Annotated in this window: 19 protein-coding genes; 8 read left to right on the plus strand and 11 right to left on the minus strand. The window is 42.7% G+C overall.

The window, feature by feature from the left end; genetic code table 11:
- The first annotated feature begins 320 nt into the window (after positions 1 to 320).
- Together NSTC745_RS02290 and NSTC745_RS02295 are read left to right on the plus strand one after the other, a co-directional pair.
- The gene (locus NSTC745_RS02290; RefSeq protein WP_445635702.1) at positions 321 to 809 is read left to right on the plus strand and encodes a hypothetical protein; all 489 of its coding nucleotides are present in this window, start codon (positions 321 to 323) and stop codon (positions 807 to 809) included.
- Between the two features lie 75 nt (positions 810 to 884).
- The gene (locus NSTC745_RS02295; RefSeq protein WP_445635703.1) at positions 885 to 1,274 is read left to right on the plus strand and encodes a translation initiation factor; all 390 of its coding nucleotides are present in this window, start codon (positions 885 to 887) and stop codon (positions 1,272 to 1,274) included.
- Positions 1,275 to 1,397: 123 nt separating this feature from the next.
- Here NSTC745_RS02295 and mdh read toward each other — a convergent pair whose 3' ends face one another.
- The 5 genes from mdh to NSTC745_RS02320 form a co-directional block, all read right to left on the minus strand.
- Positions 1,398 to 2,372 (minus strand): malate dehydrogenase, encoded by a 975-nt coding sequence (gene mdh, locus NSTC745_RS02300; protein WP_445635704.1) that lies wholly within the window; start codon positions 2,370 to 2,372, stop codon positions 1,398 to 1,400.
- Positions 2,373 to 2,677: 305 nt separating this feature from the next.
- Positions 2,678 to 2,893: an NAD(P)H-quinone oxidoreductase subunit O gene (locus NSTC745_RS02305; RefSeq protein WP_445635705.1), complete on the minus strand. Its 216-nt coding sequence runs from the start codon at positions 2,891 to 2,893 to the stop codon at positions 2,678 to 2,680.
- Positions 2,894 to 3,087: 194 nt separating this feature from the next.
- Complete coding sequence (locus NSTC745_RS02310; protein WP_445635706.1) at positions 3,088 to 3,939, minus strand: DNA-formamidopyrimidine glycosylase; 852 nt, start codon at positions 3,937 to 3,939, stop codon at positions 3,088 to 3,090.
- Between the two features lie 255 nt (positions 3,940 to 4,194).
- Positions 4,195 to 4,407, minus strand: coding sequence for a photosystem I reaction center subunit IV (locus NSTC745_RS02315; protein ID WP_096536781.1), 213 nt, complete (start codon positions 4,405 to 4,407; stop codon positions 4,195 to 4,197).
- A 326-nt stretch (positions 4,408 to 4,733) separates the two neighbouring features.
- The gene (locus tag NSTC745_RS02320) at positions 4,734 to 5,318 is read right to left on the minus strand and encodes a PAP/fibrillin family protein (RefSeq protein WP_445635707.1); all 585 of its coding nucleotides are present in this window, start codon (positions 5,316 to 5,318) and stop codon (positions 4,734 to 4,736) included.
- Between the two features lie 241 nt (positions 5,319 to 5,559).
- Between NSTC745_RS02320 and NSTC745_RS02325 the strand changes: the two genes are divergently transcribed.
- Both NSTC745_RS02325 and mraY read left to right on the plus strand, forming a co-directional pair.
- Positions 5,560 to 5,799: a DUF3134 domain-containing protein gene (locus NSTC745_RS02325; RefSeq protein WP_445635708.1), complete on the plus strand. Its 240-nt coding sequence runs from the start codon at positions 5,560 to 5,562 to the stop codon at positions 5,797 to 5,799.
- A 79-nt stretch (positions 5,800 to 5,878) separates the two neighbouring features.
- A complete protein-coding gene (gene mraY, locus NSTC745_RS02330) occupies positions 5,879 to 6,982 on the plus strand; it encodes a phospho-N-acetylmuramoyl-pentapeptide-transferase (RefSeq protein ID WP_445635709.1) in 1,104 nt (367 codons plus the stop codon).
- A 226-nt stretch (positions 6,983 to 7,208) separates the two neighbouring features.
- On the opposite strand, the gene NSTC745_RS02335 is transcribed toward mraY, so the two are convergent.
- The 6 genes from NSTC745_RS02335 to NSTC745_RS02360 form a co-directional block, all read right to left on the minus strand.
- Entirely contained in the window at positions 7,209 to 9,368 is a 2,160-nt protein-coding gene (locus tag NSTC745_RS02335) for a caspase, EACC1-associated type (RefSeq protein WP_445635710.1), read from the minus strand.
- Positions 9,361 to 9,756 (minus strand): hypothetical protein, encoded by a 396-nt coding sequence (locus tag NSTC745_RS02340; RefSeq protein WP_445635711.1) that lies wholly within the window; start codon positions 9,754 to 9,756, stop codon positions 9,361 to 9,363. Before NSTC745_RS02340 ends, NSTC745_RS02335 begins: the two co-directional genes overlap by 8 nt.
- A gap of 202 nt (positions 9,757 to 9,958) precedes the next feature.
- Positions 9,959 to 10,462, minus strand: coding sequence for a MogA/MoaB family molybdenum cofactor biosynthesis protein (locus NSTC745_RS02345; RefSeq protein WP_445635712.1), 504 nt, complete (start codon positions 10,460 to 10,462; stop codon positions 9,959 to 9,961).
- 136 nt (positions 10,463 to 10,598) lie between these two features.
- A complete protein-coding gene (gene psb28 / locus NSTC745_RS02350; protein WP_445635713.1) occupies positions 10,599 to 10,940 on the minus strand; it encodes a photosystem II reaction center protein Psb28 in 342 nt (113 codons plus the stop codon).
- A 167-nt stretch (positions 10,941 to 11,107) separates the two neighbouring features.
- The gene (dtd, locus tag NSTC745_RS02355; protein ID WP_445635714.1) at positions 11,108 to 11,560 is read right to left on the minus strand and encodes a D-aminoacyl-tRNA deacylase; all 453 of its coding nucleotides are present in this window, start codon (positions 11,558 to 11,560) and stop codon (positions 11,108 to 11,110) included.
- A 140-nt stretch (positions 11,561 to 11,700) separates the two neighbouring features.
- Complete coding sequence (locus tag NSTC745_RS02360; protein ID WP_445635715.1) at positions 11,701 to 12,822, minus strand: CobW family GTP-binding protein; 1,122 nt, start codon at positions 12,820 to 12,822, stop codon at positions 11,701 to 11,703.
- 371 nt (positions 12,823 to 13,193) lie between these two features.
- On the opposite strand from NSTC745_RS02360, the gene cysS reads away from it, so the two are divergent.
- From cysS to NSTC745_RS02380, 4 genes are all read left to right on the plus strand, one after another.
- Positions 13,194 to 14,666 carry a cysteine--tRNA ligase gene (gene cysS / locus NSTC745_RS02365; protein WP_445635716.1) on the plus strand — a complete coding sequence of 491 codons (1,473 nt, stop codon included), beginning with the start codon at positions 13,194 to 13,196 and terminating at the stop codon, positions 14,664 to 14,666.
- Positions 14,667 to 14,825: 159 nt separating this feature from the next.
- On the plus strand, positions 14,826 to 16,265 hold the full coding sequence (locus NSTC745_RS02370; RefSeq protein ID WP_445638511.1) for a TldD/PmbA family protein: 1,440 nt from the start codon (positions 14,826 to 14,828) through the stop codon (positions 16,263 to 16,265).
- A 144-nt stretch (positions 16,266 to 16,409) separates the two neighbouring features.
- Entirely contained in the window at positions 16,410 to 17,756 is a 1,347-nt protein-coding gene (locus tag NSTC745_RS02375; protein ID WP_445635717.1) for a TldD/PmbA family protein, read from the plus strand.
- A 231-nt stretch (positions 17,757 to 17,987) separates the two neighbouring features.
- Complete coding sequence (locus tag NSTC745_RS02380; protein WP_096536768.1) at positions 17,988 to 18,245, plus strand: BolA family protein; 258 nt, start codon at positions 17,988 to 17,990, stop codon at positions 18,243 to 18,245.
- The last annotated feature ends 29 nt before the right edge of the window (positions 18,246 to 18,274 follow it).

An 18,274-nucleotide genomic window follows, 5' to 3' on the forward strand; every position in this document is an offset into this window, starting at 1 on the left:
AAATATCATCGTATTACCTGTATCTTTCTAAGTTATTAAGCCACCTAAAAATAACCGAGAAATTGCTGAATATTTTTGCCTTTTATTTATAGGGAAGAAATAAAAAATCAACAAAATATTTCGTTGGGATGAAGTGAGTTTCTCTCAAAGGCAAGATGGAATATTCAACAAATTTGCTCATTATGTTAATGAAATGCTGTAGTTGTGCTGTTGTAAATCAGCGGTAAATGTTTTTGTAATTCCAGGTAAACTAACAGGAACTCTAACTCTGTGGCTACAACAGCAAGGCTTTTAGTAAACGTAGATGATGATGAGATCCGATGATTACAATATATAAAGAACGTAAAGTAGTTTCACGTTTGCTGGCTGTTTTGCTTTCGGCATTGCTAACAGTGCCATTGCTGAGTAGCTGCGGAGGCGGTTCCCGAAGTGCCAATGTACCACCACCAGTTGATGATAGCGTTGGTAGAACAGTGAGCGATCGCAGCAGCCAACCCGAAGTTAAAAAGGGCTTATCTGGCGGTCAAAAAGTGGCGATTTTAGCCGGTGCAGCAGCACTTTACTACCTCTACAACCAGCATAAAAATGCTCCCCAAGAAGGAGCGCAAGGTAAGTACTATCTTTCCAAGAATGGCCGTGTATACTACCGCGATGCCGAACATCGCGCTCACTGGGTAACTCCACCATCAGAAGGAATTCGAGTACCGGAATCTGAGGCGCGACAGTACCAGGATTTCCAAGGTTATAACGGACGCTCTACAGGTCGCGACCTAAGTAACTTAACTTCATCAGCAGCTCCGGCATTTTAGATCGGCAAAGGTGTTCCTAGAGGATAACGCCGATCGCTCACGTCGGAAACACGAACTTAAATCAGGAGACAAATCATGGTAGATGACTTTTTGCGAAAGGCGAAAGATTTCCTCTTGGGGTCAAACCGCGACGAAGCTGAAATAGATCGATACCGCGATCGCAATGTCCGCCCAGCTAGCGAAGATCCCTACGGCGACCCCGCAGACCCAGCATCTTACGGCAACGTCCGCCCAGCTAGCGAAGACCCCTACGGCGACCCCGCAGATATCGCATCTTACGGCAACGTCCGTCCAGCCAGCGAAGACCCCTACGGCGACCCCGCAGATATCGCATCTTACGGCGATGTCCGTCCAGCTAGCGAAGATCCCTACGGCGACCCCGCAGATATCGCATCTTACGGCGATGTCCGTCCAGCCAGCGAAGATCCCTACGGCGACCCCGCAGACCAAGATTACCGCCGTTAACAGAAAACTAATATTTTATGAAACTGCCCGCACGTTTTATGCGTGGGCAGTTTCATAGTACTTTTAGTAAAAACATTTAATCCAAAATCGTTCGGCTGAGCGACTTGCCAAAATTGCCATCATTTAATTATTAGCCAAAATTTCCTGCGATCGCTCAATATTCTTCCGTACAGATTGAGCCGAAGTATGCAAAGCTTCTCTTTCTTCATCAGTCAGATTTAATTCCAACACGCTTTCAATTCCACCGCATCCCAACCGACAGGGAACGCCAATCACAACATCTTCTAAAGCGTATTCACCTTGAAGATAAGCCGCTGCTGGTAACAATCTCGATTGATTTAATAAAATTGATTCCACCATCACACTAGTAGCCGATGCAGGAGCAAAAAAAGCACCACCTGTCTGCATTAATTCCACAATTTCAGCACCACCATTGCGAGTTCTTTCCACCAAACGTGCAATTGTAGCTGCATCCAACAATTCTGTGATGGGAATGCCGTTAACAGTAGCATAACGAGACAAAGGCACCATTAAATCGCCGTGGCTACCCAATACCATCGCTTTGACATCAGCGGGTAAAACTCCTAATTCCAGGGCAATGAAAGTTTCAAAACGCGCAGAATCCAACACACCAGCCATACCCATAATTCGACTGCGTGGTAAACCAGTTGCTTGCCAAGCTAAATAAGTCATCACATCCAAAGGATTAGTAACCACAATAAAAATGGCATTGGGAGAATAGGCGATCGCATTCTTGGCCGCTTCGACTACAATCTTGGCATTAGTTTTCAGCAAATCATCCCGACTCATACCTGTTTTTCGGGGAATACCTGCCGTAATCACCACAATTTGCGAACCAGATGTATCAGCATAATTATTTGTGCCAATAATCTGACGATTGTGTAATTCAATTCCTCTAGCCTCAACTAAATCCAGTGCTAGACCTTGGGGCATTCCTGCAATGATATCTAGCAAAACTACATCTGCTAAGTTTTTCTCCGCAATGCGTTGGGCTAAAGTACTGCCAACCCTACCCGCACCAACAATGGTGACACGGGGTAAATTACACAGAATTGGGGAGTTAGAAGAAAAAGACATAAATCAAAGAAGAATACAGAATTCAGAATACAGAATTCAGAATCAATTAGTTAGGAGTAGCACACACCACTAATTCTAGACCACCAAATTTTAAATTTGGTAAGTAACTTAAACCCCTTTATTCATCCATGAGTCACACATAATTCAGTTGTATAATTCTGGCTGCTGACTCGTGAGTTGTGTTTTATTAAAATGCAATTTTTTTTAATAAAAATTCAAAATCCAAGAGAAAGAATGAATGCTCAATTCTGCCTCTTGGATTCTGTTAGCTTAGCGGGGCGCAGCCCATTGTGAATTCTTTTTTCTTACTTAAACTCTTCGAGTTGATCTACACGTAACCAAATATTTGGTGTTGGCACTTTCCCAAACTTAACAAGTGCATAATCACCTTTCAGGTCTACAATTTCGCCCTTAGAGTCGAATAGATAGGAAGGAAAGCGAGTATCGCTAGCTTTTGCTTCCACACTGTTTTCCAGTTTTTCCCGGACAGCGCGAACTATATCACCTTTTTTGACTGCCATGAGTTCCCCTCTCAAATTTGTAACTTGTTTTATCTGCATTCTAAAAGACTTAGAACTCACAAGTCATTAATCATTAGTCATTGGTCATTGGGCATGGGGCATGGGGCATGAGAAGAGGACAAGGGGGACAAGGTAGCAATCTTCTCCCTTGTCTCCCTATCTCCCCATCTCCCCATCTCCCTAGTCCCCAGTCCCTACCCCCTTTGACACTCAGGACAAAAGTGACTCGATCGCCCAGCCAGCCTAGTCCGCATAATAGGCGTATCACAAACTCGACAGGGTTCTCCAGCGCGGTTATAAACCCAAGCTACGCCTCCGTAGTTGCCATTAACACCCTTAACATTGAGAAAATTACTAAAAGTAGTACCACCAGCCTCAATACTCGTTTCTAAGACCTGAATTATCGCTGTTCGTAAATTCTCGATTTGCTTTAGCTGCAAATCAGTACACAACGTTTCAGGTAAAATTCCGCTCTTAAATAGTGCTTCATCAGCGTAAATATTACCTAACCCAGCCACCACCGACTGATCTAATAGCGCAGTCTTAATGGGACGGCGACGCTTTTGGAGTTTACTTGCTAGATATTCAACGCTGAATTCATCTGAAAATGGGTCGGCTGCCAATTTTGCCAAACCCGTTATGACACTTTCTACAGGAACACCAGGGGGAACCCACCACATTTGCCCAAAAGTGCGTTGATCGACAAACCGTAATTCTTGCCGATCGCCAAAGAATAATCTGACTCGCGTGTGTTTGTGTAACGGTTCATCTCGATCCACCCACAGGAGTTGACCGGTCATTCGCAGATGAACCCCCAGCCAACTGGTTGAGGAGGGAGATGAGGAGGTGAGTTCAGCTAGCAAATATTTGCCGCGACGATGCCAAATAGCGATCGCACTGTTTTTAATTCCATCAATAAACTCACCGACAGAAAACGGGTAGGCGATGGTGCGATCGAGCAACACATCTCCACCCGTAATTTTTTGGTTGAGGGTCAATTGATTTAGACCCCTTCGGACTGTTTCGACTTCAGGCAATTCAGGCATTCAAGCTGATTAAGCGAGCAAATTTTAGTGTATTCGGGGACTAAGCAAACAAAGATGAGACAGTATGTAAACACCCGTAGGTGGCTTTACCATACTACTCTAAACAGAAACCGTAAATACCCGCAGGGCGGCTTCTTATAGATTAGGGTAGGCTAAGAGCAAGGATGAAAGAACTGAAAGTTTCATATTTTCAGATTTCATACTTTAGACTTCCCTTCATCATCCCATTAAGCAATCCCCTTGTGGGTTTGCTGCCTATTTTTTCGCCTTAGCCTTTGGTGCTTCAACTTCTAATAGTTCGTCTTGAGCAAAGTTGTTGGTATTAATACCAGAGTAGTTGACCTTTTCAAAACGGACAATTACTGGGTATTTAATGCCGCTTTGATCGATAGAAGCCACGGTTCCTACATCTTGAAACCAGTAGGATTCAGGGCGGAGAATACGTACTTTAGAGCCACGTTGAACCATGATTACTTTCCCTTTTAGTTATCAATTGCCAATTTAGAGGGCTAATTGATTTCACTCTACAACCTGAAGGTCGCAGCAAGAGCCTTTGTTAAGTTATTTGTCTGAATTAGGTTGTAGGGTATGGGAAATTGGGCAAATAGGGCATGGGGCATTGGGTATGGGGCATTGGGCATTGAGTATTGGGAACTAAAAAAAATTTCTCACTTAAGAATTCCTAGTCCCCAGTCCCCGATCCCCAGTCACCAGTTAAAAATAGTGTTTAAACCTCCTTGACAAAGTTCTTGTTATAACGTACCTTCGTTCGCGAACAGTATTTTTGCATAAGCTTATGTTTTACTCAATACGAACACACTTCCCTCGTTACCTCTACCGATTCGCAAATCGTTATCTATATAAGTAATATCTAACCAGCCTTGCTGTCGATCGTTGTTTATAGGAAAATCAATCGCCGGAAATTTTCTACCTGCTTCAATTTGTTGGATAAAAGTTACCGGAGAATTGTATTCTATTAAACGTTGTAAGCCGATAATAGACCGCTCAAATTTTACTTCGACGCGTCGATGTGAAACTGGCCGAAATTTGGCAGCAACACTGACTAATCCTTCTAAATAAGGTAAGCCGTAAATCTCCGCTATGTTGTAAACGCTGGTAGTTTCTACCCGGATACACTGATAGATTTGACCGAGTTTGCACAAAGGTAGATTATCTAAGTTCAAAATACCCCTGCTAGTGGTGTATAGTAATCGCCAATTGCCATCGAGCAATTCCTTTGCTTCCACCGGACGTGGTGTAGGATTAAAGTCTTCTAAGTTAGCGATCGCTGCTAAGATAGCCTGTTTCTGTGCTTGGGTCGCCAACAGACCGCGATTTGTACCAGCGATCGCATCAATAAGAGCCGTTTTTCCGAGCATAGTCTGTGACCTCAAAAATTACTCTCTTTTCATCAGCATAAACAAGTTATTCATAACCTATGTCTAAAGCCAAAAAAATTACTAATAACGACTTCCCGTAAGTCATAAGCGTATTAAATAAAAATTTCTATCTCAATGCGGATTTATCAACTCAAGGGTTGAAAGGATAACTAAATTAATCCATGTCAAGTGATAGACTCTAAATGTCAAGTTAGGTAAACCTTTCGTTGTCTTCGTCGATATGTTGAACTCTCCATTACGTGAGGAACCTCGTAATCAACGAGCTGATGTCATCCCACTAAAGCAAGAATCTTCCCTCCTAGATTGGTTACAAAGTAACGGTCGTCTCATAGCGCGTGACGTTCACGAACCGGATTTTCAAGATGACGAAGAAGAAATAGACTCCCTAATGGGCGTAGAAGATGGAATTGGCGATTACGACCTTGATGATGACGACGATATCGGAATCGCTGAAGATTAAGAATTTGTCTTTAGGAACTTGGTAAAATGCCTCGTTTCTGGTATTTACTTTTGTAAGTGTGGAGTGAAGGGAAACTTCTGTGGACGCTAAATTATCTCCTGAGCAAGGATTAAACATTTCTGGAATCGCTCTAGCCTCTTTATTAGCCGTAGGGTTAGGCACAACCGCATTTTTCTTGGATTGGATGGCAAATAGGTTACCTTGGCAAGCTATGTCGCTAACCTTGCCACTATTGCTGTCTGCGCTGGCTTCAGCTATCGCCGGTTATTTGGTAATACCTATATTACAAGCACTTAAAACCGGACAAATAATCCGCGAAGATGGGCCCCAAGCTCATCTCAAAAAGGCAGGGACTCCCACAATGGGCGGTATATTTTTTGTCCCTGTAGCTGTAGTGCTTGCCTGTGTATTGTCTAATTTTGCAAAAGAGGTGCTTGCAGTTTCGGCATTGACAATCAGCTACGGGTTGATTGGCTGGCTCGACGATTGGCAAATTCTCCGCCGTAAGTCAAATAAAGGTATATCCCCCCGGATGAAACTGGCTTTACAGGTAAGTTTTGCGGTGGTGTTTTGTTTATGGCTGATGTTTAATCAACCTTCTAATATTACAAATATAGCTTTGCCTTGGGTTAGCTTTACATTACCCTTAGGATTTCTATTCTGGCCTCTGGCAGGTTTTGTGCTAGTTGCAGAAAGTAATGCTACTAATTTAACTGATGGTATTGATGGCTTAGCAGGCGGAACAGTAGCGATCGCTCTTTTAGCCTTAGCCGCCCTAATCGCACCGACAGCACCGGGTTTGATGGTTTTCTGTGCTGCTTTAAGTGGCGGTTGCTTAGGTTTCTTAGCCCATAACCGCAACCCAGCCCGCGTTTTCATGGGAGATACCGGTTCCCTTGCACTGGGAGGAGCTTTAGCGGCTGTAGCGCTGTTAACAAATAGCTTAGTAGCCCTGTTTATTCTCAGTGGTATCTTCTTTGTAGAAACTCTGTCTGTGATGGCACAAGTAACCTACTACAAAGCCACCAAAGGCCCTGATGGCAAAGGCAAGCGTCTTTTCAAAATGGCACCCCTACACCATCATTTAGAGCTAACAGGCTGGTCAGAATTGCAAGTAGTTGGAGTGTTTTATATCATCGCTGCGATATTGGCTGCTGTTTGTTTAGCGATCGCTCCATTCTAAAAATTGTTGAAAAACTGATTTAAGAAAAAGAACCCTCAAAATTTCGAGGGTTCTTCTTTTATATAAATTTTTACAACCCACAAGTTGCCAGTACCAAACTACAAGCAAAATAACATTACTCTCTTCTTTTCACCGAAAAGCTACAGAGTCAGATAACGAAAACTAAGAAACAGCAATACTTTGCGTACAATGGCTTATTTGGTAATTTCTACATTTTCTGTAAGCCTTATATGTTACATTTTCCCAATTTGGACACAAGAGAAAAAAACCGCCGTCCCAGGTCGCGGCTTGTTTCCTCATCACTAGCACTCAAAGCACCACCCAAAGCAGCACCACCAGCACCTACAGCACCAGCAAGCGGCAAAGCAACAAGACCGAAAGTTAAAGCGGCAGTTGCCAAAAGACCACCACCCACCAAAGCACCAATCAAAACAGCATTTAAATCATTATTCATGCTGTACAAGTACTTTGCTGGAAGGTGTCCCTGAGGTGCGATTCCATCATGCTTTATACTCTCATAATTAATCAACGACGATTTGGCGGTTATCTCCCATCCAACAAGAGCATGGAAAGCATTCCACTTTTCTCCTACTTCTAGCCAGATTTTTTTCTGCACACTAAAGCCATATTTTCCATTGCTGTATTTTACCCAGAGTTGATCTATCGTGCGTAAGTCGGTGCAGGGAAATTTTTCAATTAAATCAATATATAACCAGCCATCTTTTTTTATACCAGCAGCTTTTAGCATCACTACTAGAGTTTCTTCATCCGCTTCTTTCCAATTCTGCATTTTGAGTAAGTCTCGTAACAGCGTGTAATCTACACCCTTCTCAGAACTAAGATCATCTGTTTCCTGCGTTGATTCAGTGGTTGTTTGAGTAACTTGCTGTTGTCGCCGCCTATTATATTCTTCTTGTTCGCTTTGCAGTCTTTGTCCTTCTTGTTGTCGTAGTCTCTCAGTTTCTTTTAATGGAGCCAAAATTCTTTCTTCAACTTGCTTAACATCTCCATCTATTAGCCCTAGTGACTGTTGAAACTGTTTGAGTGCATTGCGAACATATTCACTTATAGGGAATTCCCCTTGAACTGCTCTGGAAAACTCTTGCTCATAACGTTTCAGATTTTTGACATATTCTTGCTTTTTCTGGGACTCTTCAGCTTGCTTTCTGGTTAAGAGTGGTGCTTCAATTTTTTCTATATCTTCATCTGTGAGTCTTAATGACTGCTGAAACTGTTTAAGTCCATTGCGGACATATTCACTTATGGGGTATTCTGCTTCAACTGCTCTGAAAAACTCCTGCTCATAACGTTTTAGGTTGTTGACATATTCTCTAGCAGATATAATCTCTTTTTCTATCTCCTCTACATCCTTATCCCTAAGCTCTAAAATATCATGCCGATAATCCTTCAATATTTGAAAAGTACGCTCATCCAAAGGATATTTTTCCTTAACTGCTTTATCAAATTCTTGTTTGTAAAGCTCCAGGTTTGCTAACCGTCTACGAAAAATTTCTAAAACTTCGTTTTCTATTTCCTTAGCTTTTTCATCTGGAATTCCAAGTTCTTTACCTTTCGGTTTTAATATTAAATAGGCATATTCACTAAGTTCACCATTTTGGGCATATCTTTCAATAAGCTTGCGATACTCTGCCTGTGACTTCTTTGGCACATTGGCGATGATAATATTAAAGCCTTCCCTAGCAATAGTAATCATATCTGGAGTCACATTAGGCTTGACTTCTTTAACTTTTGCCTTGGCGTAATCATGCAGTTCATGTATACCAATGTTACCATCACCATTTTTATCTGCTGCGCCTGTTTCAATTCCCTCAATTAAATATTTTGTGTAGAGCGAAAGGGTTGAGCCTTCCTGTTCAAAAGATGTTTGAGTTGCACTTGAAGATGTAAGAACAACTCGCCCTTCTGCACCTAATTGCTTTTTGATATCAACATCAACACTTTTTGTCCGCCAACCTTGAGCGTAAGCACCGCTATAGCAAGCATCTAGAATCAAAACTTGCCGTCTAGAATAGCAATCGTTTGATCTTCCGTGGATATAATTTGCATCTACAGCAGTAGCTAAAAAGTTATCTTTAGCTGTAATCTTAGTTGCTAAATAGAGATGACCCTCATCATTAGTAATACCATGACCAGAGAAAAATAATAATACTAAATCATCTTTACGAGCTTCCTTAAACAGGTTGTAAATTGCTATTCTCATTGCAATCGCATCAGGATTAAGCAGTTTCTCAACCTGCTCAAAACCTCCCAAGTTTGGGTTTTGTAAAACTCGCTGCATCGCTTCTACATCATTGAGAGCAGATGACAGGGGAGGGATACCTTCACCGTACTCACTGACTCCAATCAATAGTGCTATCTTAGCCATTTCCACCACCCATTACTGTTAACAGTTCTTTTGCTAGTCTTTCAGTTTCTAGTAGCTCTTGTCGGCTTTTAGCTTCTATGTTGACTTCTTTATCTCCAAGCTTGACATTGATTTTAATGGGCTTGTCTCCCAGACGATCGCCCAAAAAGCTTAAAAACCCTTTAACATTCTTCATGCTCACCTCAGCCGTAAGCACTCCTGTCAAAGTGGCAAACCCTGGCTTGCTACCCGTTTCTGGATTTAAATCTTCGGCGCGATCGGCTTTTTCCACATCATCCAAATCCCGGATTTCCCGCAGTAACTTGTTAGCTATTTTTTGCCGTCTCTCATCATCTAACTCTGGGTCATCAACACCAAAGGTGAATTGAATCGTGGGTTCGCCTGTCATTTTAACCTCCAGTCGCTTTATCTACACGGCAATAGACTACACCGTAGAATTCTACGATTTCGTATTAAAAAAAGATAGTCTGCAAAAGTGAGCAAACTACCTCTTCTTATTTCTTGTATAATTTCATGTTACTTATGCACTTACCACACGTTAAGATCTCTACGACCCCTTTTAATCTAAAATCCAAAATTGGTATCAACCTCTATTTCCGCATTTGACTTACTAGATGAGCCAGTTCAGGTAAAATCAGCTTTTCCATACCTAACCGCACAGCATTACTGGAACCAGGGAGAGAGAAGATTAATTTATTTTGATAAATACCAGCAACGGCGCGAGAAGCGATCGCACGCGAGCCAATTTCTTGATAACTTAAAAAACGAAATAACTCACCAAATCCCGGCAAGGTTTTCTCTAGTAACTGCTCAATTGCATCATAGGTAGTATCTCTGGGTGCAATACCTGTACCACCATTAAAAATTACAGCATCCAAATTTGCAGTTTTACCCAGATTTTCTATCTGTTCTTGAATCTGTGTTGGCTCATCTTTAATAATCGCATAGGCTCCTACAGTATGGTTGGCAGCAGTGAGTAACTGCTGAATTAGCTGACCACTTTTGTCTGTTTCAGGCGTGCGTGTATCGCTGACGGTAACCACAGCACAAGTCAGCGTAATTCCAGATGAGTCTGGGTGGGGTTGTTGTGTCATAGAGAGGGAGTGGGGAGTGGGGAATAGGGAGATGAGGAGATGAGGAGATGGGGAAGTGTGGGGAGTGTGGGGAGTGTGGGGGGAAAGATTTCTTCCCTATCCTCCCACACTTCCTGCTTGCCTCATGCCCTATGCCCTATCCTGGATTTTTACTGAGTCCAAGACCGTTTTCATCACCATATCGCTGCATGAAGCGCATGAAGCGATCCCATTCTTCAGGGGATTTCATAATGTAAGTTGCTTCTAATCCTTCCGGTCTCCCATTAATAAATTTAGCCTTAACTTCACGGGTGATGATTTCGCCTTCTTCGTCAATTAGGTACATCCCAGTGATGTCGTCGGTGCCGCCTTGGTCTAAAATCTTGGGATTTTCAAAAATAAATGTTGCCGTGCCAGTTTCACCACTGCGTCCTCGCGTCAAACGCACGTCTGGAACTACTTCTTCGTCAACACCTCTAGCAAACTGTATTTTCGCCATGATAAATGAATTTAAACTTTTGCGATCGTTAGTTTAATATTCTCTCATCAATTAGAACTCTACGGTCTAGAGACGACTGTGATTCATGTTCTTAGACTGTTGACTGCTGGCTGATGACGCTTTCATGAAGACCTGATCCGTTAACTGTCATCAGCTAACAGTTAGCGTTAAGTTGCTTCTTTTTCAAGTAACAAAGTTACCGGGCCGTCGTTTTCAATTGAAACTTGCATCATTGCACCGAATTGGCCAGTTTCTACGTGCAAACCACTGGCTGTTAACTTGGTAACAAAACGATTATATAAATCTTCTGCTGATGCAGGAGCCGCTGAACGGTCAAAAGAAGGACGACGACCTTTGCGGCAATCACCGTAAAGGGTAAACTGACTAACTACCAACAACTCACCGCCAATTTCTTGCACAGATTTTTGCCAACGTTCGTCCCCTTGTTCGTCAGGAAACAGCCGCAATTCTAAGCATTTACGCACCATCCAGTCGAGTTCAGCATCAGTATCGGTATTAGCAATGCCAACAAGTAAGTTGAGTCCCCGCCCAATTTTGCCGATGATTTCGCCGTTAACGATAACTTGAGATGATTTAACTCGCTGGATAATAACGCGCATAAGAAATTAGGAGTTGAAATGAGAAAATGCGATCGCTATTCTCTCATTTTCATCATTGCAATCTTGTACGCAGGCCGAACCTGTAAATACACAATTTTAACTCCTAACTCTTGTAGACGCGATGAATCGCGTCTCTACTTTTATTTCCCAAACCCTTTACCGCGGCTGGTAGAAGGCAAGCAAATGCAGTTTTCTATCTGGCTAATTAAAGTTTCACGATCCAGATTTTGACCAATCAGCACTAGTTGGTTTTTGGGTTGACCTTGCCAATCATCATCATCCAAGGTGAAGCGTTTCCCACAAAGGTGGAAAATATGACGCTTCGGACTTTCATCAAACCACATAATCCCCTTCGCGCGGAAGATATTAGAAGGTAGCTGGTTATCTAAGAAATACTGAAACTTCCTAATAGAAAACGGTTTCTCACTCTGGAAAGATATGGAAGTGAAGCCATCATTTTCTAAATGATCGGAGTGATGGTGATGATGTTCGTGGTCATGGTCGTGATGGTCGTGACCGCATGTTGAGTGGTCGTGTTCGTGGTCGTGATGGTCGTGGTCGTGATGGTGATGCTCGTGATGGTCGTGGTCATCCACCACTGTGTCAAAATATTTATCAGACTCAAACAGACCGACGCTGAGAATTAACGGAAGTGGTACTTGCGATCGCGTGGTACGGAGAATTCTTGCTCCTTCTTTAACTTCGTTAATTTTTGTCTCTAACTCATTCAAAGTAGTTTCATCAACTAAATCTGTTTTATTCAGAACAATTACATCGCCATAGGCAATCTGGCTGTATGCTGCCTGAGAATTAAATAAATCTAGACTGTAATTGGCTGCATCTACGACGGTGATAATCGAATCCAAGCGAGTTAAATCTCGCAATTCTGTACCCAAGAATGTTAAAGCTACAGGTAACGGATCTGCCAGTCCAGTTGTTTCTACTACTAAGTAATCTAGATTTTCTTGGCGTTCTAAAACTTTGTAAACTGCATCTACTAAATCATTATTAATAGTGCAGCAGATACAACCATTATTTAGTTCCACCATGTTCTCACCAGTGGAAACAATTAGCTCATTGTCGATGCCAATTTCGCCAAACTCATTGACTAAAACAGCGGTTTTTAAACCCTGTTGGTTGTTGAGGATATGATTAAGTAAAGTCGTTTTGCCACTACCAAGGAAACCCGTAATAATTGTTACTGGCATTCCTTGTTTAGGTGTGTCCATTGCCTGAGATTCGGAAGTAGCTGCTGATTGCATAGCGCTGTTATCAAAAAATCAAAAATAGTTAATGTAGCGCAGATAGTCCAGAAAACACTAGCGCCGCTACGCGGAATTCAAAATTCAAAACTTGTACTGAGCGCAGTCGAAGTATTCAAAATTCAAAAACCTTTGGTTTTTAGGCTTTGGAGATTTTGTCGAATAATATGTTGATTTCCGCCGTTACGTACTAGCATAGGGATGCTGGATCGTCATCCCATCTGCTTTACTTTATTATTGCGTATCTCCCTATTGAGCATTACACCCCTTGAGGTGTTCGACCTTTGATTTGCATACAGTCAGCAGTCAGAATGCTTGCCAATACGAGGTTTTCCATTTTGAATTTTGAATGAGAGAATTTTGAATTGATTATGACCCTAACCCTCTACAATACCCTCACCCGTCGTCAAGAACCGTTTGAAACAGTCGAACCAGGTAAGGTTAAGATGTATTACTGCGGCGTGACGGTATATGATTATTGCCATTTGGGTCATGCCAGAGCTTGCATCGTTTGGGATGTAGTACGTCGATACCTCCAATTTATCGGCTATGAAGTACGCTACATTCAAAATTTTACTGATATTGATGACAAAATTCTCAACCGAGCCTGTGCTGAGCATTCATCAATGGAAGCCGTAGCCGATCGCTTCATCAAAGCATATTTTGAGGACATGGGACGGTTGGGAATCAAAGAAGCCGATGAATATCCCCGTGCTACTCACACGATGAATGGAATTTTGCGGTTAATTCACGATTTAGAAAATAAAGGCTTTGCTTACCCTGCTGACGGCGATGTGTATTATGCAGTACGGCAGTTTTCTGAGTATGGGAAGCTTTCGGGACGTAAGTTAGAAGATATGCAAGCCGGAGCCAGCGATCGGGTCAACATCGAAGATCCAGAATATCAGAAAAAGAAAGACCCCTTTGATTTTGCCTTGTGGAAAGCAGCAAAACCGGGAGAACCTGCTTGGAAGTCACCGTGGGGTGCAGGGCGTCCGGGGTGGCACATTGAATGCTCGGCAATGGTGCGCGATCGCTTGGGCGATACTATAGATATCCATGCCGGTGGTGCCGACTTAATTTTTCCCCACCACGAAAACGAAATTGCCCAATCCGAGGCTGTGACAGGAAAACCCCTAGCGCGTTACTGGTTGCATAACGGCATGGTGAAAGTAGATGGTGAAAAAATGTCCAAATCCTTGGGCAACTTTATCACCATTCGAGAATTGCTAGATCGAGGAGTTGACCCGATGGCGGTGCGCTTATTAGTGCTAACAGCCCAATATCGCACACCCATCGATTTTACCGACGAAGCGATCGCAGATAAAACAAACGCTTGGCACACCCTCAAAGCAGGTTTGCTCTTCGGTTACCAGCACGGGGAAAAACTCGGCTGGAACTTAGGAGCTGGAAATATCCCAATCCCCAGTACCCAATCCCCAGTACCCAATCCCTATATTGAGCGCTTCCAAGAACTTGTCAATGATGACTTTAATTTTCCTGGTGGCTTAACAGTGCTGTTTGAATTAGCGAAAGAATTGCACCGTGAAGCAAATATTCTTGTGCATCAAGGAAAAACCGAAACACCAGCCTTTGAGTTACAACGCCAATGGCAAACACTCGTCACATTAGCTGGAGTATTGGGTTTAGAAGCCAAACCAGAAGTAGAAACTTCTAAAACAGAAGGTTTAAGCGATGCGGAAATTGAGGCGAAAATTCAACAAAGGCAAGCAGCACGCCAAGCCAAGAATTTTGCCGAAAGCGATCGCATTCGTAACGAACTGCAAGCACAAGGTATTACGCTAATTGATAGCCGTGAAGGCACGCGTTGGCACCGTAATTAAGAGGGATTAGGGACTGGGGACTGAGGAGATGGGGGAGTGTGGGGGGAAAGAGAATATATGCTTCCTCCCACACCTCCCACACCTCCCACACCTCCCACACTTCCCACACCTCCCACACTCCTTGCCTGCCCAATGCCCCATTCTCCATTCCCTAAAATTATGTGGTCTGAACTGAAAAAAGCGATCGCCAGTTTCGATATTCCTGCTGATTGGATTGGTATCAGAGCCGTCAAGGAAACTTCCACTAATCGTTTAGTCCGTGACGGCTTACCCCAAGCCAACGGCAAATCCTTCACCGTAGGAGCCATGCTAGAAGTTTTGGTCAATGGCTGTTTGGGTTATGCAGCTACCAACTCCCTAGAACTGCCATCCCTACAAGCCGCCGTCCAAACAGCTTATAAACAAGCACTAGCGGCTAGTGAATGGTGGATACATCCCTTCCGCGAAAGCGAACGTCCTAAAGTTGTTGGTGAATATAAATCTCCATTTATTGAGCCATTGGACGCTTTAAGCCCTGGAGAAATCAACGATTTATTAGTTCGCATTTGCCAAACCCTAAAAGTTGACGACAAAATTGTGCAAACCATCGCCGGCGTCAACACCAGCGAGAGGGAATCTTGGTTTATCAGCAGCAATGGCTCAGAAGTCTATCAAAAATTTCTATCCATCGGCACTCATTACGGAGCCACAGCCCAAGATGGGGCAATTGTCCAGCAGCGCAGCCACAACGGCTCCCTAGCAAACTGTTATCAAGGTGGAATAGAACTTTTCAAACAAGAGAATTTATTGCATCAGGTACGGCAAATTGGCGAACAAGCAATAGAACTTTTAACAGCAGAAGAATGCCCAACCACCCGTACCAATTTAGTTTTAGCCCCAGACCAAATGATGTTGCAAATTCATGAAAGTGTCGGGCATCCGCTAGAGATTGACCGAATTTTGGGAGATGAACGTAATTATGCCGGGGGCAGTTTTGTCAACAAAAGTGATTTTGGCAAACTAGTATATGGTTCGCCATTGATGAATATTACCTTCGATCCCACCGTCCCTGGTGAATTTGCTAGCTATGGCTTTGATGATACAGGTGCTGTAGCAACACGAGAATATTTAATCAAAGAAGGTGTACTCCAACGGGGTTTGGGCAGCCTGGAGAGTCAAGCTAGAGCAGGCGTACCAGGAGTAGCCTGTGCCCGTGCTTCCTCGTGGAATCGACCAGCGATCGATCGCATGGCAAACTTGAATTTAGAGCCGGATAACGCTAGTTTTGAAGACATTATTGGTGGCATAGAACATGGCGTTTATATGGAATCTAATCGCTCTTGGTCAATTGACGATCGCCGCTATAAATTTCAATTTGGTTGCGAATACGCCAAATTAATCGAAAACGGTAAACTTACCAAAACCCTCCGCAATCCCAACTATCGCGCCACAACACCAGAGTTTTGGCATAGCTTAATTAAAGTAGGAAATGCCAATAATTGGCAAATGTACGGTACTCCATATTGTGGCAAAGGAGAACCAAATCAAGCTATTTGGGTAGGACACGGTTCGCCCGTTTGTGTATTCGCTAATGTCGAAGTTTTTGGTGGAGGAAATTGAAAGAGAAAAAATTTAATAGTGAGGAATTAGGAGTTAAAAGTTAGGAATTAGAAATCAACAAACTTTCAACTTAAATTAATAACTCCTCACTCCTCACTCCGAACTCCTAAGTTTTAAACTATCCCCTACTAATAGTTAATATCCATGAAAATTGAGGAATTATCTACTTTAGAAATCAGTTTTAATCAATTGATTGAAACTCTAATTATTAAAAAATCAGAAGATGAACAATTCACTGTGAGGCTAAGCAGCGAACGCAGTCAATTTACTCGTTTCAACCATGCAAAAGTCCGGCAAACTGGTTGCGTTGCCGATGGTTGGATCGAACTAACTTTAATGAAAGATGGGCGCAGTAGTTCTCGGCAATTCCCCTTTACTGGAAATTGGGATAGAGACTGGCAATTAGTCTATAGCGCTTTGCAAGAACTACGAGATGAACTGATTTTACTACCCATCGACCCATATTTAGTTTTACCTTCAGGAAATAATACTAGTCGAGAAATACATTCTGGAAATTTATTGTCAGAAGAAGCAGTAGTAACAACTATTCTAGAACTAGTTTCCGAACTTGATTTTACTGGAATATACGCTGGGGGAGTTGTAATTAAAGCTTATGGTGATTCTAGCGGTCAAAAACACTGGTTTGCTACTGATTCTTTTACTTTAGATTATTCTTTATTCATTAAATCTGGGCAAGCAGTTAAAGGTACATTTGCAGGTAGTGATTGGGATAAAGATGCATATATAGCCAAAATAAACGAAGCTAAAAAGCAACTAGAACTCCTTTATCGTCCAACCAAAGAATTACCAAGAGGGCAGTACAAAACTTATTTTGCCCCTGCTGCTGTTGCAGATTTATTAATGATGCTTTCTTGGGGTTCTGTAAGCGAAGCTGATATTCAACAAGGTAATAGTTCTTTAGCGGCTTTATGGCGTCAAGAAAAACAACTGTCTTTGAAATTCAGTTTAAAAGAAAACTTTCAGCGGGGGTTAGTACCTCGATTTAATGAATTAGGCGAAATAGCAGCATTAGAGTTACCTATTATAGAAAAAGGATACTTGGTAAATACTTTAGTTAATTCTCGTACTGCCAAGGAATATGGAAAAGTTGCCAATGGTGCCAATGGTTCAGAGACATTACGTGCCCCAGAAGTGAGTCCCGGTAATTTAGTATTTGACCAGATTCTTCCAAGTTTAGATACAGGATTATATGTATCGAATTTGCATTACTTGAATTGGAGCGATCGCCAAACTGGTAGAATCACAGGTATGACCCGTTATGCTTGTTTTTGGGTAGAAAATGGAGAAATTATCGCCCCCATTGAAAACTTGCGTTTTGACGAAAGCCTCTATCGCTTTTGGGGGGAAAACCTCATCGATTTAACTACTTTTCAAGAATTTATTCCCGAAGTCGGAACATACGAAAGTCGTCAACTAGGAGGTAGTCTAGTTCCCGGTATGTTGGTCGAAGATTTTACTTACACTCTGTAAGTGGGAGATGGCAACGCCTTGGGGAAAGGGATTGGGATGAGGGAGATGGGGAAGTGTGGGGAGTGTGGGGAGAAAGAGAATTTATGCCCCCCTCTCCTCCCACACCTCCCACACCTCCCACACTCCCTGCTTGACCCATGCCCCATCCTCTATCCCCCATATCTCAACTTGACATAGGCATTTGCTCTATATCTGCTAATAATAGAGGAGTAGGTTTTTTCAGGAATTGCGATGATTAGTCCGCAGCAGGTTGAGGCAATGATCGTGGCGGAACTGCCAGACGCCCAAGTTCAGGTGCAAGACTTGACTGGTGGCAACGACCACTATCAGGTCACAGTAGTTTCATCGCACTTTGCAGGTAAAGGACTAGTGCAACAACACCAATTAATTTATGGTGCGTTGCAACAAGCTATGTCAAGTCAAGCGATTCACGCTTTGTCTCTAAAAACATATACTCCTGAAGCTTGGCAAGCAACATCAGCTTCGTAATATCAAAGTTAGGAGTTATGAGTACAGAT

It is taken from the genome of Nostoc sp. DSM 114161 (assembly GCF_052692665.1).